A 16169-nucleotide genomic window follows, 5' to 3' on the forward strand; every position below is an offset into this window, starting at 1 on the left:
GAGACCCCCCCCGGAGCCACCCAGATCCGCGCCGACCGTCCGATTCTCGGCCTTGTGAGCCGAAGTCTCATCCCCATGAGCGACCTCGAAGGGCACATTGCCCTCCCACGCCACTCACGGGGACGACACTTTCCACACCCGGCCCGATCTGACGAAACCACCGACCGGTTCCGTGCGTCAAAGCAGATGTGACTTCGGATTGTGGCGTGTACTCGCTGAGAGAACTGACCGTGATGGGCTGGGCACCCGATGCCATTGCGCAGGCGCGCAAGGCCGAGACACTGACGTCGCTACGGTACGGCTGGGTGCGGACGTCCGGCGCCGACCCCCACGTCGTGTCCGCGGTGACGGCCGGCGGCGCGCTGTCCTGCATCAGCGCGCTGCGGTTCCATCAGCGGCGCGGCCTGCCTGATCTTTGGATACCGCCGGGTCACAACGAGACCCACGTTCGTCTGAGCAAACACGCGAAGTCCACCACGAAGCCCAGCGGCCCGTTCCGGTGGTGCCAGGGCTTCGGCCGCCCGCTCCCCGTGACAACGGCCGTCGACCCGATCGCCGTGGCGGTCGGTTGCGCCGCACGGTGCCTTTCGGCCGAGGAGTGGATTGCGGTGGTCGACTCGGTCCTCAACACCACCGACTGGACCATCCCGGACATCCAGGCCGAGATGGGTCGTGTAACCCGTGCTGTCTCGGCGATGTTCGATCGGTGCGACGCACGTTCGCAATCCGGAACCGAATCGCTCGTCCGGCTCCGGCTCATCGCCGCGGGATTCGACGTGGAGGTGCAAGCGTCGATCAGCGATCGCGAACACGCTGATCTCCGCACGGGTTCGTTGCTCATCGAGTGCGACGGCGAGTCGTACCACTCTGACCGAGCCGCATTCCGCAACGACCGTCGGCGGGACCGGATGACGATGCTCAACCGGTGGATGACGATGCGCCTCACCTACGACGACGTGCTGTACGGCTGGGAGGAGGTCCTCGAGGAGATTCGCGCGCTGACACGTCCCGACCGTCACCGCATCCGCCGACGGGGCGACCCTTCGTGACGGCCCTCCGCAAGCTCCGGGCCTCCTCAGGGAGCGGACGAGACGACCCTCCGCAAGCTCCGGGCCTCCTCAGGGAGCGGGCGAGACGACCCTCCGCAAGCTCCGGGCCTCCTCAGGGTGCGGCGGGTGAACATCGTCGAATAAGGACCGTAACTGTCCGCATCTCCTGAGAGGCTGGTGTCACACCACAACCCCAGGAGGAACCGTGAACTGGACACTCGAGCTCGTCATCCTGCCCGTCAGCGACGTCGACCGCGCGAAGGACTTCTATTCGAAGATCGGCTTCAACGTCGACCACGACCACGTCGTCTCCGACGAGATCCGCTTCGTCCAGATCACCCCGCCCGGCTCGGCATGCTCCATCGCGTTCGGCAAGGGGCTCACCGACGCCGAGCCCGGGTCGGTGAAGGGACTGCAGATCGTCGTCACCGACATCAACGAGGCTCGCGAACAACTGCTCGCGGCGGGCGTCGACCCCGGCGAGGTCGACGAGCAGGCCTGGGGTCACTTCGTGTACTTCGACGATCCGGACGGCAATTCCTGGTCTGTGCAGTACATGCCGTACCGCCAGAACTGAGCCCGCCGCCCCGGAGTGGCTACCGTGGGATATGCGCTCCCCCATCGAGGACTACCTCGAACGTGTCCTGCACGAATGCCGCAACGACGACGGCGGTGAGGTGGCGGCGGGCAATCGCGAACTCGAACATGCAGATCCGTCGTCGTTCGGGATCGCGCTTGCCACGATCGACGGCACCGTATACACCGCCGGGGACGCCGACCACGAGTTCTCCCTGCAGTCCATCTCCAAGGTCCCGGCCTACGCGCTCGCACTTCGGGACCGAGGGCTCGACACGGTGCTCGAACGCGTCGACACCGAACCGTCGGGCGATGCGTTCAACGAGATCTCACTCGAGGCGGAGACCGGGCGGCCACGGAATGCCCTCATCAACGCGGGCGCGGTCGCCGTCCACGGGCTGATCGACGGCACCGACGCGACCGACCGGACCGACCGCGTCATCGATCTCGTCAGCACCCTCGCCGGCCGCCGCGTCACGGTCGACAAGGACGTCCACCGCGCCGAACTCGCCTCCGACGACCACAACACGGCGCTGGCATATCTGCTGCGGTCGGCAGGCAAACTCGATTGCGAACCCGATGAGGTCGTCGACGGTTACGCCGCCCAGTGCTCCATTCGGGTCTCCTGCCGCGATCTCGCGGTGATGGGCTCCGTACTCGCCAACGGCGGGCTGTCGACGGGCGACGACGAGCGCCTGATCGAGGGCTGGATCACCCGACACGTCCTGTCGGTCATGGCCACCTGCGGCATGTACGACGGCAGCGGCAGCTGGATGGCGACCGTCGGGATCCCCGCGAAAAGCGGTGTCAGCGGCGCGATCCTGGGCGTGCTGCCCGGTCAGGTCGGGCTCGCGGTGTGGTCGCCGCGGCTCGACGAGCAGGGCAACAGCGTGCGCGGCGTCGCGGTCTTCGAGCGTCTGTCCCGCGACATGGAACTGCACATGATGCACGTGGCCCCCACCGGTCGGCCCGCGCTGCGATCGGTGACCGAACGCGACGGCGCGACCGTCGTCGAACTACAGGGCGATGTGCGCTTCGCGGGGGCGGAGATCGTCGCCAGCCGCGCCTGCGAGGGCTTCGACACCGAGTCGGTGGTTCTCGACCTGACCCACGTCCGGGTGATGGACGACGCCGCCCGCCGGCTGATCGACGAGGTCGCCCGGCGACTCGGGGACGACTACGACGTGCGCATCGAGGACCCGAGCGATCTCATGGACCCCGATGACGCGGCGAACCCGGACACCTGACGCCCGGCCTCGCCGAGACCGGCTGCGCTCAACTCACGTCGCTTCGCCAGCGGCGGGATCCCGAACCAGCGTTTGCAACTCCGGGTCAGCGTGCTCTGCTCGGAGTACCCGATCTGACGTGCCACCGCCGACAGCGGCACACCACGATTCGCGAGCAGCGAGACGGCGAGATCGCGGCGGGCGTCGTCGACGAGTTGCTCGAAGGTCGCGCCGTCGTCCGCCAGGCCCCGCTGCACTGCACGCGGATGCATCATCAGCAGTTTCGACACCGCGTCGAGCGTCGCGGCGCCGGCGGGCAGCGCCCGCACGATGAGCTGCGACACCGCGTCGACGAAGGCCGTCTCCCGGTCGTGGCCCGTCATGAACCGGATCGCCACGTCATAGGCGAGGGCGTCGACCCGGCGCAGCGTCTGCTGCATCACCCCGCGCGGAAACACCACCAGATTGGCCCGCGCCTCGAACTCCACCGGACAGCCGAAGTACTCGGCGTACACCCGCGGCTCCGACATGGCGGGGTGCGCGAGCGTGATCCGGTTCGCCCGGAAATCGTGCCCAAGAGTCATCTGGAACGTCGAGCGGGTGACGCCCATCGCGAGCTCCACGACGTGCGGGCGGTAGGGCACCCGCTTGAGCACCGTGTCGAACTCGTAGGCGACCTCGCGTTCGCCGTAGTGCAACTGCGCGGTGATGGCCGGGCTGTACACGTGCGCGAACTCGGTGACCTGCCGGAAGGAGTCGCCGATGGTCTCGGCGTTGCGGGCCGCGATCGCCACCGGCCCGAGGATGTCGGGATCCTGCCGGGCGGCCAGTCGGAGACCGAAGTCGGGCACGCCGAACTCGGCGGCGCACAGCCCGATGATCGTGGACAGCGCGGTGAACGGGACGAACCGGTCGTAGGCACCGACCACAGCCGGGTCGATGCCGACGCGCGCCAGCATCGAGCGGGCGTCGCCGTCGAACTCCTCGATCAGTTCGGGCAACTGACTGAGCGACGACGCGCAGATCAGGTCGACCATGGTCTCAACTGTCAAATAGTCGTCATCAGATGTCAAGAAATAAGCCGGTTCGAGGAGTGATCATGGACACACACGGCCGGACGCTCGACGGCTGACACAGCAAGGGAGTACGAGATGACCACCATCGAATCGGTTCGCACGAGTTTCTACATCGACGGCGGCTGGCGCGCACCGTCCGGCTCGGCGACGATCCCGGTCATCTCGCCCCTCACCGAGGAGGAGTTCGGCTCGGTCCCCGAGGCGACCACCGCCGACGTCGACGCCGCCGTGGCAGCCGCCCGGACCGCCTTCCGGTCATCGGGCTGGCGCGACCTGTCCCCCGCCGACCGCGCCGCCCATCTGCGCCGGTTCGCCGACGAGCTCGACAAGCGCGCCGAGGACCGCGCTTCCGCGGTGACCTCCGAAAACGGCATGCCCATCGCGCTGGCCCGGTTCGCCGAGGGCGCCGCGCCGGTCCAGCTGCTGCGCTACTACGCCGACCTCGTCGAGTCGACCCCGGTCGAGGAGACACGTACCAGCCAGCCGTTGCCCGGTTCGACGATCGTGCGTCGCGAGGCCATCGGCGTCGTCGGGGCGATCGCGCCGTGGAACTTCCCCGCGATCCTCTCGATGTTCAAGATCGCTCCCGCGCTGGCCGCCGGCTGCACCGTGGTCCTCAAGCCCTCCCCCGAGACGAGCCTCGACGCCTACGTCCTCGCCGAGGCGGCCATCGCCGCCGAACTGCCCGCCGGCGTCCTCAACATCGTCAACGGCGGCAGCGAGATCGGCCGCCACCTGGTGTCGCACCCGCACGTCGACAAGGTCGCGTTCACCGGCTCGACCCCGGCCGGTCGCGAGATCGGCCGTGTCTGTGGCGAACTCATCCGCCCGGTGACCCTCGAACTCGGCGGCAAGTCCGCCGCCCTGGTGCTCGACGACGCCGACCTCGAGCAGACCGTCGGCGGCCTCGCCACCGCCTCGCTGCTCAACACCGGCCAGACCTGCTACATGTCCACCCGAATCCTGGTGCCCGGCAGCCGCTATGACGAGTACCTCGACGCCATCAGTGCGATGTGCGCGTCGCTGCCGGTCGGCGACCCGATGGACGAGTCCGTGGCGGTGGGTCCGCTCGCCAGTGGTCGGCACCGCGACCGCGTGCTGGCGATGATCAACAGCGCTCGCGAGGAGGGCGGCACCATCACCACCGGCGGCAGCCGACCGTCCGATCTGGACCGCGGGTTCTTCGTCGAGCCGACCGTCTTCGGCGGTGTGGACAATTCGTCCACCATCGCCCGCGAAGAGGTCTTCGGCCCGGTGCTCACCGTCCTGCGCTACGACGACCTCGACGATGCCATCGGCCTGGCCAACGACTCGTCGTACGGGCTCGGTGGAACGGTGTGGACGTCGGACCCCGACCGCGGCGTCGACGTCGCCCGCCGCGTCGAGACCGGCTCGTTCGGCGTCAACTACTTCAACCTCGACTGGGGTTCGCCGTTCGGCGGCGTCAAGGCCAGCGGGATCGGCCGCGAACTCGGCCCCGAGGGACTGGCGGCCTACCAGAACCTGAAGTCGATCTTCCTGCCGGGTTGAGCACTCCTTTCCCCGCATATCTCTTCTCACAACACCTCTTCCACATCACTTTTCAAGGAGGCGATCGGCCATGTCCGATGCCGGAGTCACTGCCGCCAAGGCGCTGGTGAACGACACTCTCGCCCTGCTCGACCGGCTCACGCCCGCGGACTGGGCGGCCGACAGCGCATGCCACGGATGGCGCGTGCACGACGTCGTCACCCACATGGGGTTCTTCTTCAACTTCATCGCCGACCCCAACCTGGTCTTCCCCGACAATCCGAGCGGAAAGTCCGAGCGGCTCAACGACGCCGCGGTGCGCGAGCGCGCCGACTGGACGTCAGCGCAGGCCGTCGACTACTACCGCGCACAGTCGGAAGCGGGGCTCGCCACCCTGTCGGCGCTGCAGGGCGAGGACCTGCGGGACCAGCCGCTGGACATGCTCGACCTGGGCACCTACCGGCTGCGTCAGCTCAGCGACGCCGTCGCCTTCGATCACCTGGTGCACCTGACCAGCGACCTGATGCAACCGTTCGGTCCGCTGGATTCCGCCGAGGTGTCGGTGAGCGCGGCCATCGACCCCGCCATCGACTGGATGATCGCCGGCCTGCCGCAGATGAACAGCGCCGCACTGTATCCCACGCTCGAGCGGCCCATCGGTCTGCACCTCACCGGCGCGACGGACCGCTCGTTCGTCCTCGACCGCGACACCGCCGGCACCATCGTCACCGTCCGCGAGACCACCGACCTCCCGGCCGACGTCGCCACGTCCTCGGCCACCGACTTCCTGCGCTGGGGCACCACCCGCAGCGCCTGGCGGTCGGCGGTCACCGTCAGCGGCGACCGTCAACACGTCGCCGGCGTCCTCGACGCCGTCGACATCGTCTGATCACCGCGAATTACTCTCCCGCAATCGTTTTCACCTCTGAACGGAGTACACCCATGTCCGAGTACCTGAAGGACAAGGTCATCGTCATCACCGGCGCCGGTAGCGGCTTCGGCAAGCTCATCGCGGAGAAGACCGCCGCGGCCGGTGCCCATGTCGTCGGGGTCGACGTCAACGCCGACAACGTCAACACCGTCGTCGAGGGCATCCGCGCGGCCGGTGGTTCGGCGCTGGCCCAGGTCGCCGACGTCACCGACATGGAGCAGGTCGCCGCGGCCGCCGCTGCCGCCGTTGAGAAGTTCGGCGCCATCGACGTGCTCGTGAACAACGCAGGCGTCATGCCGCTGGCCTACTTCGCCGATCACGCACGCGCATGGCAGAAGTGGCACGCCGCCATCGACATCAACATCAAGGGCGTCGTCAACGGCATCTCGGCCGTCTACGACCAGATGATCGCCCAGGGGCGCGGCCAGGTCGTCAACATCTCGTCGATCTACGGCAACGCGGGCATCGAGGGTTCGGGCGTGTACAGCGCGACGAAGGCCGCGGTCACCACCATCTCGGACTCGCTGCGCATCGAGGCCAAGGGCAAGATCAAGGTCACCACCGTGAAGCCCACCGGAATCACCGGCACCAACCTCGCCAGCTGGATCGTCAACGACACCGCGATCATGGGCCTCGTCGGCCAACGCGCCGCCTCCTACGGCGAGCACGTCACCGCTCTGATGAACGATGACCTACCCGCCGAACTCACCGACGTCGACTCCATCAAGTACTGGCTGATCAAGCCCGACGACCTCGCCGACGCCGTCGTGCACGTCATCGACCAGCCCTGGGGCATCAGCCTGTCCGACGTCACGGTGCGCGCCAGCGGCGAGGACTACCTGTACTAGATCGACCGACCCCGCTCATGCACGAGGAGTGTTGATGTACCCCGGAGCCCACCTCTCCACCCGACCGCACGACCCCGCGGTCATCATGGCCGACTCTGGTGAAACGGTCACGTTCACGCAGTTGGAGACCCGGTCCATCCAGATCGCCCGGGCCCTGGCCGATCGCGGCCTGCGCCCGGGCGACCACCTCGCGGTGCTCGCCACGAACACCGCCCGGATCTTCGACATCTACTGGGCGGCAATGCGTTCAGGGCTCTACCTGACCATGGTGAACTGGCATCTCACCGCGGCCGAGAGCGCCTACATCGTGACCGACTGCGGCGCCAAGGCACTGATCGTCGACGCGGCTCTCGACGACCTCGGTGCCGAGCTCATCCCGCTCACCCCCGGTGTCGAGACGCGTTTCGCCTACTCCGGGCCGATCGAGGGTCACGACGACCTCGACGCCGCCGCGTCGGCGCAGCTGACCACACCGCCGGTGGATCAGCCGCGGGGCGCGGACATGCTCTATTCCTCGGGCACCACCGGCCGCCCCAAGGGCATCAAGCCCGAGCTGCCGAACCGGCAGATCGACGAGCCCGGCGACACCATGACAGCGATGAACGCCTCGGTGTGGGGCGTCGGACCCGACACGGTGTACCTGTCGCCCGCGCCGCTGTATCACGCTGCGCCGCTTCGGACCTGTGCATCGGTGCAGGCGCTCGGCGGCACCGTCGTCGTGATGGAGCGGTTCGACGCGGAACGCGCGCTCGCGCTGATCGAGGAGCATCGCGTCACCTACAGCCAGTGGGTGCCGACGATGTTCGTCCGCATGCTCCGCCTGCCCGAGGAGGTGCGCGCGCGGTACGACACCTCGAGCCTGAAGGTCGCGGTGCACGCCGCAGCACCGTGTCCGGTCGACGTCAAGCGGGCCATGATCGACTGGTGGGGGCCGATCCTCTCCGAGTACTACTCGTCCACCGAACTCAACGGTCTCACCATCGTCGACACACCGGAGTGGCTCGAGCATCCGGGGACGGTGGGGCGGGCGGTGCTGGGCACGATCCGGGTCTGTGATACCAGCGGCGCCGAGGTGCCCGCCGGCACCATCGGCACGATCTACTTCGAGCGGGACACGCTTCCGTTCGAGTATCACAACGATCCCGAGAAGACCCGCGCCGCACAGCATCCCGACCACCCCACGTGGACGACGACCGGCGACGTCGGATATGTCGACGACGAGGGTCACCTGTTCCTCACCGATCGGGACTCGTTCCTGATCATCTCGGGCGGGGTGAACATCTATCCGCGGGAGATCGAGGACGCGCTGCTCGCCCACCCGGCGGTGCTCGACGCCGCGGTCATCGGCGTGCCCGACCCCGACCTCGGCGAGCGGGTGACGGCCGTCGTGCAACCCGTCGAGGGCCGGAGCGGGGACGACGATCTCGCCGACGCGCTCCTGGACCATCTGCGCCCGCGGATCGCGAAGTTCAAGCTGCCCCGCGAGGTGATCTTCCGGGACACGTTGCCGCGCACGCCGACCGGGAAGCTGGTCAAGCGCAAGCTCTAGGCGGAATCCACGCACCGTGTCATCCGGCCGGTCCTAGACTGGCCGGATGTCCGGGAGATGGTTCCGCTGGTTCCTGATCGCAACGCTTGCGGCGATGGTGCTCGCCGGTGCCGCGCCGCCAGCGGCCCGCGCCGCGCCCGGCACCGGCGGCCCGGTCGTCGAGTCATCGGACATCGCCACCGAATGTGCGGGCAAGCCCGTCCGGGTCTCGGCCCGCTGGTACTTTCCACCCGGGCAGCCATCGGCGCTCGTCTGGCTGCAGCACGGATTCTCCCGCACCGCGGCCAACCTCGACCGCGTGGCCCGCGCGTACGCCGATGACGGGTTCCTGGTCGTGAGCCCGACGCTGGACTCGGTCAACCTCGGCGGGTGCGCGGTCGCGTACAACATCGCCGACAACGCGGCCTTCGCCCGGACCATCGGCGGAGTCTTCGGGTCGGGGCGCAACCTCGACAGCCCGCTGGCGAACAGCCTTGTGCGAGCGCGAGCCGCCGCCGGACGGACCGACGTCACGATGCCCTACCGGATGATCTTCTCGGGACATTCGGCCGGCGGCGAGTTCGTCGTGGTGGCCGCCGACGCGCTCCGCCGCGCCGACCCGGTCGCCTACCGCAGGCTCGCCGGGCTCATGCTGTTCGACCCCGTGAATTCGTTCTTCGGCGTCAACTTCGCCTCCGCCGCAGCATCTCTCGGCGCCGAGCGGCTTCCCATCCGGGTCATCGCGTCGCAACCGTCGGTCTCCAACAACTTCGGGCAGGGTGTGTCCGTCCTCCAACGGACGACGCGGCAGGCGTTCCTCGGCTCGCGGCTGGTCACCGGGATCCACATCGACGCCGAAGGCGAGTCGACCGATCTGATCGGCGAACTGTCCGAACTGGCCGTCCCGCGTCCCCGCAACGGCCGGGTCCTCCGGACCTTGGCCACCGGCTGGTCGTCGGACATGGTGGCCGACGCAGTCAGCGCGACCTACTATCCCGGCGGCCGCTACTACGACCTGTTGCTGGGCACCCGCACCATCACCACACTCGCCGTGCGCTGACGTCCCTTTCTAGTGGGGCTCTTCCGCCGTCCGAGAGTCGGTCAGGGTCAGGGCACCCCATCCGGCGATCAGACCGACGACCACCGCAAGAGCCGCATACGTGATCCGCTCCCCGGTGAAGAACGACGCGACCAGATCGCTGCTCCACACCCCGGCCGGCAGGGTCGCAGTCACGAGCACCGCGATGAGGGTGCCCACCACAGCCGTCCCCACGCTCGTCCCCACCTCCTGGGCGGTGTCATTCAGCGCGGCACCGATCGAGGTCCGGTTCTCGGGCATCGCGTCGACGAGGGCGACCGCGCAGATCGTCATGACCGTGCGCAGACCGATCGTGAGGGTGACCATGAACAGCGCGATGGCGAGGTAACCGTGCTCGACGCCCCAGGCCAGGCCGGCCAGGGAGCCGGCGAGCAGCACTGCGCCGACGAGACACGCGATCCGGTGACCGAACTTCTTCGCCAGACCCTCCGAGATCGGTGTCGCCGCGATCATGGTGACGATCATCGGGAGGTTCGCGAGTCCGGCTTTCACCGGGCTCCACCCGTAGGCGTACTGGAAATGCAGGATCAGTCCGAACATGACACCGGCCATCGCGATCGAGGTCCCGATCTGGGCGATCGCGGCGCCGCGCACCGTGCCGGACGTGAAGACCGAGAGGTCGAGCATCGGCTGTGCGGTGCGACGTTCGTGCCAGACGAAGGCGACGAGCGCGAGGACGGCACCGAGCACGCATCCCACCGTGACGATCGACGCCCATCCGTGCTCGACTCCGCTGGTCAGCGCATAGCAGGCCAGACCGATCGTCGTGATGCTCAGGACCGCGCCCGGCAGATCGAGGGCGTCACCGGTCAGACCCTCGGGGCGGTCGGCCGCCACGCCGAGCCGCACCCCGATCCATGCGAGGAGCGCGATCGGGGCATTGACGACCAGCAGCCACTCCCAACTCACGTGGGCGAGCGCGGTCCCGCCGAGTACCGGCCCCAGGATGAAGCCGCTCATCCCGACGATGATCATCAGCGTCATCGCACGCATCCGCAGTTCGTCCGCGTCGAACAGGCGGAACACCAGGGAGTTGGTGATCGGCGCCATGGCTGCGGCGCAGACACCGAGGGCGGCACGCAGGGCGATCAGCTCCCCCGCGGAATGCACGGCGATCGCCAACAGGCTCAACAGCCCGAACGCGGCGAGCCCGACGAGCAGGACCCGGCGTCGGCCCAGGCGGTCGGCAGCCGAACCCGCGGTGAGGAGCAGCCCGCCGAACGTCAGCGAGTAGGCGCCGGTGACCCACTGCAGGGCGGTCGTACCACTACCGAGATCACGGCCGATCGTCGGCAGAGCGATCGTGAGCAGCGTGTTGTCGACCATCTCCACGAAGAAGGCCAGACACAGGGCGGCGAGGGGAATCCATGCGGCACGCAGGGATGTATACGACCGGGCCGGGGACGACTGAAGCATCGGGATCATCTCCGCACCTCCTTTCATCGAACGTTGTTCGGTTATCGAACATAGTTCGAGACTAGAACGTTGTTCGAGTCGGAGCAAGTGCGTGTCCCGCGGTGTGATGGGATAGACGTCATGACCCCCGAACGGCGCGGCACTCGGCGTCGCGTAGCGCATTCACTCGAGGCTGTCGTCGACGCGGCCGTCGAACTCCTCGACGAATCCGGCGAGGCCGCCCTCACGTTCCGGGCCCTGGCCGCCCGTCTCGGCGGCGGCGTGGGAAGCGTCTACTGGTACGTGTCGAACAAGGACGAACTCCTCGATCGCGCCACCGACCACGTGCTGGCGGGAGTGCTCACCGCGCTCGACGGGATCGACTCCGACGCCGATGCGATCGACAACATCCGGACGATGGCGGAGACCCTGTTCGCCGCCATCGCCGAGCGTCCTTGGCTCGCTGCGTATTTCATGCGCAATACGACGGTCCAGTCGAACGCCCTGCTCTTCTACGAGCGCCTCGGCCGACAGGTGATGCGTCTCGACCTGTCCCCCCGACGCTGCTTTCATGCCGTGTCCGCGATCCTCGGCTACGTCATCGGCGTCGCCGCGGACCTCGGTCAGGATCCGCCTCAGGAGGTCGTCGACGGAACGGTCGCCGCCGGCGACTATCTGCGCTCGATCGCCGACCAGTGGCGTGCGCTCGACCGCGAGCAGTATCCGTTCATGCACTACATCGTCGACGAGTTCGACGGCCACGAGGACATCGACCAGTTCCGTGCCGGGCTCGAACTGTTGCTCACCGGGTTACGGCTCGACGCGGAGCGCCCCGACGCCCGATAGATGCCCCGCGCACGACGACGGCCCCGCACTCATCGAGTGCGGGGCCGTCGTCGTATTCGGTTCTGCTACAAAACCCGACTACCGGTAGTCGTTGGAGAATCCGTAGTCGTCCAGCGGCACCGCAGCGCCGGCCGGAGCACCGAAGGTGCCGTCCGGGCTGTAGTAGGTGTCGTCGTAGGACGGCACCGCGTACGCCGCGGCGCGTGCCTCTTCGGTCGGCTGAACCTGAATGTTGCGGTAGCGGTTGATACCGGTACCGGCCGGGATCAACTTACCGATGATCACGTTCTCCTTCAGACCGATCAGCTTGTCGCTGCGGCTGTTGATCGCCGCGTCGGTCAGGACACGCGTGGTCTCCTGGAACGACGCCGCCGACAGCCACGACTCGGTCGCCAGCGAGGCCTTGGTGATACCCATCAGCACCGGACGTCCGGCGGCGGGCTCGCCGCCCTCGGTCACGACCTGACGGTTGGCCGCCTCGAACTCGGCGCGCTCGACGAGCGAACCGGGCAGGAACTCGGTCGAACCGTGGTCGATGATCGTCACGCGACGCAGCATCTGACGCACGATGGTCTCGATGTGCTTGTCGTGGATCGACACACCCTGGCTGCGGTAGACCTCCTGGACCTCGTTGACCAGGTGGATCTGCACCTGACGGGGACCCATGACGCGGAGCACCTCGTGCGGGTTGGCCGAGCCCTCCATGAGCTGCTGGCCGACCTCGACGTGGTCACCGTCGGCGAGGAGCCGCTCGGAACCGTCGTCGTGCTTGAACACGCGCAGACGCTGACGCTTCGAGATCTTGTCGATGACAACCTCTTCCGAACCGTCGTCCGGGATGAGGGTGATCTTGTAGAAGCGGTCGTCGTCCTCGAGGCGCACCCGGCCCGAGACCTCCGCGATCGGCGCGACGCCCTTGGGGACGCGGGCCTCGAAGAGCTCCTGGACACGCGGCAGACCACCGGTGATGTCGTCACCGACGCCACCCTGGTGGAACGTACGCATCGTCAGCTGGGTACCGGGCTCACCGATCGACTGGGCCGCGATGATACCGACGGCCTCGCCGATGTCGACGAGCTTGCCGGTGGCCATCGAACGGCCGTAGCACATCGCGCACACCCCGGTGCCGGTCCCACAGGTCAGGACCGAACGGACCTTGACCTGCGTGATGCCCGCGGCCAGCAGTGCCTCGATGGCCGGATCGCCCAGATCGTGACCACGCTCGACGATGACGTTGCCGTCGGTGTCGACCGCGTCCTGCGCCAGCGTGCGGGCGTAGGTCGAGGTCTCGACGTGCGCATCGCGGATGAGCGTGCCGTCGGCCTGCTTCTCGGCGATCGTCGTGGTGATGCCACGCTCGGTGCCACAGTCGGTCTCACGCACGATGACGTCCTGCGAGACGTCCACCAGACGACGGGTCAGGTAGCCCGAGTCGGCGGTACGAAGCGCGGTGTCGGCCAGACCCTTACGGGCGCCGTGCGTGTTGATGAAGTACTCGGCGACGGTCAGACCCTCGCGGAACGAGGACTTGATCGGACGCGGGATGAACTCACCCTTCGGGTTGGTCACCAGACCCTTCATGCCCGCCAGCGAGCGGATCTGGGTCATGTTGCCCGCCGCACCCGACTTCACGATCATCGGGATCGGGTTGTCGTCCGGGTAGTGCGCCTCCATGGCCGCACCGACCTCTTCGGTCGCCTGCTTCCAGATCTCGACGAGGGAGTCACGACGCTCGTCCGGGGTGAGGGCACCACGCTGGAACTTGCGCTCCAGACCGTCGGCCCGCTCCTCGTACTTGTCGAGGATCTCCGCCTTCTGCGGCGGCACGAGCACGTCGGCCATCGAGACGGTGACACCCGAACGGGTGGCCCAGTAGAAGCCGACGTCCTTCAGCTTGTCGACGGTCTGGGCGACCACGATCATCGGGTAACGCTCGGCGAGATCGTTGATGATCACGGCCTGACGCTTCTTCGGCATCTGCTCGTTGACGAACGGGTACTCGATCGGCAGGAGCTCGTTGAAGAGCACCCGACCCAGCGTGGTCTCGAGCTCCCACGGCGAACCGTACTTCCAGCCGTCGGGGAACTGCTCGGCCTCGATGTCGGCCGGCGGACGCTGGTCGGTCAGGCGCACCTTGATGCGCGACTGCACGGTCAGCACTCCGCGGTCGACGGCCATGATGGCCTCGGCCGGGGTCGAGTAGACGCCACGCTCGACGTCGTCGCCGTTCGCCGCGGTGTACTCGCCCGCCGCGCCCTCCTTGAGGGTGGTCAGGTAGTACAGACCGGTCACCATGTCCAGACGCGGCATGGCGAGCGGACGGCCCGACGCCGGCGACAGGATGTTGTTCGACGACAGCATCAGGATGCGCGCCTCGGCCTGCGCCTCCGCCGACAGCGGGAGGTGCACGGCCATCTGGTCACCGTCGAAGTCGGCGTTGAAGGCCTCACACACCAGCGGGTGGAGCTGAATGGCCTTGCCCTCGACCAGCTGCGGCTCGAAGGCCTGGATACCGAGGCGGTGCAGCGTCGGTGCACGGTTCAGCAGCACCGGGTGCTCGGCGATGACCTCTTCGAGGACGTCCCACACCGCGGGACGCTGACGCTCGACCATGCGCTTGGCGGACTTGATGTTCTGCGCCTGGTTCAGGTCGACCAGACGCTTCATCACGAACGGCTTGAACAGCTCGAGAGCCATCAGCTTCGGCAGACCGCACTGATGCAGCTTGAGCTGCGGACCGACGACGATGACCGAACGGCCCGAGTAGTCCACGCGCTTGCCGAGCAGGTTCTGACGGAAACGACCCTGCTTGCCCTTGAGCAGATCGCTCAGCGACTTGAGCGGGCGGTTGCCCGGTCCGGTGACCGGACGGCCGCGACGACCGTTGTCGAAGAGTGCGTCGACCGACTCCTGCAGCATCCGCTTCTCGTTGTTCACGATGATCTCGGGCGCACCGAGATCGATCAGACGCTTGAGGCGGTTGTTGCGGTTGATGACACGGCGGTACAGGTCGTTCAGGTCGGAGGTCGCGAAGCGGCCACCGTCGAGCTGGACCATCGGACGCAGCTCCGGCGGGATCACCGGCACGGCGTCGAGGACCATGCCCAGCGGCGAGTTGCCCGACTGCTGGAACGCCGCGACGACCTTGAGTCGCTTGAGCGCACGCAGCTTCTTCTGGCCCTTGCCGCTACGGATGGTCTCGCGCAGCGACTCGGCCTCGGCGTCGATGTCGAAGGTCTCGAGCAGCTTCTTGATCGCCTCGGCGCCCATCGAACCCTGGAAGTACTCGCCGTAGCGCTCTTCGAGCTGACGGTAGAGCTTCTCGTCGATGATGAGATCGCCCAGGCTGAGCTTGACGAACTTGTCCCAGATCTCCTCGAGACCGTCGAGCTCACGCTGAGCGGCGTCGCGCATGCGACGCATCTCGCGCTCGGCACCGTCGCGCACCTTGCGGCGCACGTCGGCCTTGGCACCCTCGGCCTCCAGCTCGGCGAGGTCCTGCTCGAGCTTCTGCTGACGCTCGTTCAGGTCGGCGTCGCGCTGATCGGCGACGGCCTTCTTCTCGACCTCCATCTCCGCCTCGAGCGTCGAGAGCTCGTTGTGGCGGAGCTCGTCGTCGACCGCGGTGATGACATAGGCGGCGAAGTAGATGATCTTCTCGAGATCCTTCGGCGCCAGGTCGAGCAGGTAGCCCAGCCGGCTCGGCACACCCTTGAAGTACCAGATGTGCGTGACCGGGGCGGCCAGCTCGATGTGGCCCATGCGCTCGCGGCGCACCTTGGCCTTGGTCACCTCGACGCCGCAGCGCTCACAGATGATGCCCTTGAAGCGGACGCGCTTGTACTTACCGCAGTAGCACTCCCAGTCACGGGTCGGGCCGAAGATCTTCTCGCAGAACAGGCCGTCCTTCTCCGGCTTGAGCGTGCGGTAGTTGATCGTCTCCGGCTTCTTGACCTCACCGTATGACCAGTTGTGGATGTCGTCGGCTGTCGCCAGACCGATCTTCAGTTCGTCGAAAAAGTTGACGTCGAGCACTTGTTACCTTTCCAGAGCTCTGTTGTCAGTGGCCGGGGTGAACCCGGCCGG

At 67.5% G+C, this 16169-nt stretch carries 12 protein-coding genes; 9 read left to right on the plus strand and 3 right to left on the minus strand.

What is annotated here, in order from left to right; translation table 11 throughout:
• Positions 1-233: 233 nt before the first annotated feature.
• The 3 genes from ABIC25_RS06230 to glsA all read left to right on the plus strand — a co-directional run bounded on the left by ABIC25_RS06230 (position 234) and on the right by glsA (position 2872).
• Entirely contained in the window at positions 234-1049 is an 816-nt protein-coding gene (locus tag ABIC25_RS06230) for an endonuclease domain-containing protein (protein WP_435529053.1), read from the plus strand.
• Between the two features lie 205 nt (positions 1050-1254).
• Entirely contained in the window at positions 1255-1626 is a 372-nt protein-coding gene (locus ABIC25_RS06235) for a VOC family protein (protein ID WP_064569555.1), read from the plus strand.
• Between the two features lie 31 nt (positions 1627-1657).
• The gene (gene glsA / locus ABIC25_RS06240; protein ID WP_354560491.1) at positions 1658-2872 is read left to right on the plus strand and encodes a glutaminase A; all 1215 of its coding nucleotides are present in this window, start codon (positions 1658-1660) and stop codon (positions 2870-2872) included.
• Here glsA and ABIC25_RS06245 read toward each other — a convergent pair.
• Positions 2803-3888: an AraC family transcriptional regulator gene (locus ABIC25_RS06245; protein WP_354560493.1), complete on the minus strand. Its 1086-nt coding sequence runs from the start codon at positions 3886-3888 to the stop codon at positions 2803-2805. The two genes, glsA and ABIC25_RS06245, sit on opposite strands and share 70 nt — an antisense overlap.
• Before the next feature lie 114 nt (positions 3889-4002).
• On the opposite strand from ABIC25_RS06245, the gene ABIC25_RS06250 reads away from it, so the two are divergent.
• The 5 genes from ABIC25_RS06250 to ABIC25_RS06270 all read left to right on the plus strand — a co-directional run bounded on the left by ABIC25_RS06250 (position 4003) and on the right by ABIC25_RS06270 (position 9803).
• Positions 4003-5457: an aldehyde dehydrogenase gene (locus ABIC25_RS06250; RefSeq protein WP_354560495.1), complete on the plus strand. Its 1455-nt coding sequence runs from the start codon at positions 4003-4005 to the stop codon at positions 5455-5457.
• Between the two features lie 70 nt (positions 5458-5527).
• Positions 5528-6325, plus strand: coding sequence for a maleylpyruvate isomerase N-terminal domain-containing protein (locus ABIC25_RS06255; RefSeq protein ID WP_354560496.1), 798 nt, complete (start codon positions 5528-5530; stop codon positions 6323-6325).
• A gap of 53 nt (positions 6326-6378) precedes the next feature.
• The gene (locus ABIC25_RS06260) at positions 6379-7215 is read left to right on the plus strand and encodes an SDR family oxidoreductase (RefSeq protein WP_101820171.1); all 837 of its coding nucleotides are present in this window, start codon (positions 6379-6381) and stop codon (positions 7213-7215) included.
• Positions 7216-7249: 34 nt separating this feature from the next.
• Entirely contained in the window at positions 7250-8764 is a 1515-nt protein-coding gene (locus ABIC25_RS06265) for an acyl-CoA synthetase (RefSeq protein ID WP_354560498.1), read from the plus strand.
• A 46-nt stretch (positions 8765-8810) separates the two neighbouring features.
• Positions 8811-9803: an alpha/beta hydrolase gene (locus tag ABIC25_RS06270; RefSeq protein WP_354560499.1), complete on the plus strand. Its 993-nt coding sequence runs from the start codon at positions 8811-8813 to the stop codon at positions 9801-9803.
• A gap of 9 nt (positions 9804-9812) precedes the next feature.
• Here ABIC25_RS06270 and ABIC25_RS06275 read toward each other — a convergent pair whose 3' ends face one another.
• A complete protein-coding gene (locus tag ABIC25_RS06275; RefSeq protein WP_354560500.1) occupies positions 9813-11267 on the minus strand; it encodes an MFS transporter in 1455 nt (484 codons plus the stop codon).
• Between the two features lie 111 nt (positions 11268-11378).
• Here ABIC25_RS06275 and ABIC25_RS06280 point away from each other — a divergent pair, with 111 nt between their 5' ends.
• Positions 11379-12083 carry a TetR/AcrR family transcriptional regulator gene (locus tag ABIC25_RS06280; RefSeq protein WP_354560501.1) on the plus strand — a complete coding sequence of 235 codons (705 nt, stop codon included), beginning with the start codon at positions 11379-11381 and terminating at the stop codon, positions 12081-12083.
• 78 nt (positions 12084-12161) lie between these two features.
• Here the strand turns inward: ABIC25_RS06280 and ABIC25_RS06285 are convergent, their stop codons facing one another.
• Positions 12162-16118 (minus strand): DNA-directed RNA polymerase subunit beta', encoded by a 3957-nt coding sequence (locus ABIC25_RS06285; RefSeq protein ID WP_004023377.1) that lies wholly within the window; start codon positions 16116-16118, stop codon positions 12162-12164.
• Positions 16119-16169 lie beyond the last annotated feature (51 nt).

Origin of the sequence: Gordonia sp. PvP123 (assembly GCF_040547295.1) — a bacterium.
GTDB lineage: Bacteria > Actinomycetota > Actinomycetes > Mycobacteriales > Mycobacteriaceae > Gordonia > Gordonia terrae.

Coding starts and splice junctions, on each gene's coding strand:
- ABIC25_RS06230 (WP_435529053.1), top strand. CDS start 234: ATGGGCTGGGCACCCGATGCCATTGCGCAGGCGCGCAAGGCCGAGACA.
- glsA (WP_354560491.1), top strand. CDS start 1,658: ATGCGCTCCCCCATCGAGGACTACCTCGAACGTGTCCTGCACGAATGC.
- ABIC25_RS06245 (WP_354560493.1), bottom strand. CDS start 3,888: ATGGTCGACCTGATCTGCGCGTCGTCGCTCAGTCAGTTGCCCGAACTG.
- ABIC25_RS06250 (WP_354560495.1), top strand. CDS start 4,003: ATGACCACCATCGAATCGGTTCGCACGAGTTTCTACATCGACGGCGGC.
- ABIC25_RS06255 (WP_354560496.1), top strand. CDS start 5,528: ATGTCCGATGCCGGAGTCACTGCCGCCAAGGCGCTGGTGAACGACACT.
- ABIC25_RS06260 (WP_101820171.1), top strand. CDS start 6,379: ATGTCCGAGTACCTGAAGGACAAGGTCATCGTCATCACCGGCGCCGGT.
- ABIC25_RS06265 (WP_354560498.1), top strand. CDS start 7,250: ATGTACCCCGGAGCCCACCTCTCCACCCGACCGCACGACCCCGCGGTC.
- ABIC25_RS06270 (WP_354560499.1), top strand. CDS start 8,811: ATGTCCGGGAGATGGTTCCGCTGGTTCCTGATCGCAACGCTTGCGGCG.
- ABIC25_RS06275 (WP_354560500.1), bottom strand. CDS start 11,267: ATGATCCCGATGCTTCAGTCGTCCCCGGCCCGGTCGTATACATCCCTG.
- ABIC25_RS06280 (WP_354560501.1), top strand. CDS start 11,379: ATGACCCCCGAACGGCGCGGCACTCGGCGTCGCGTAGCGCATTCACTC.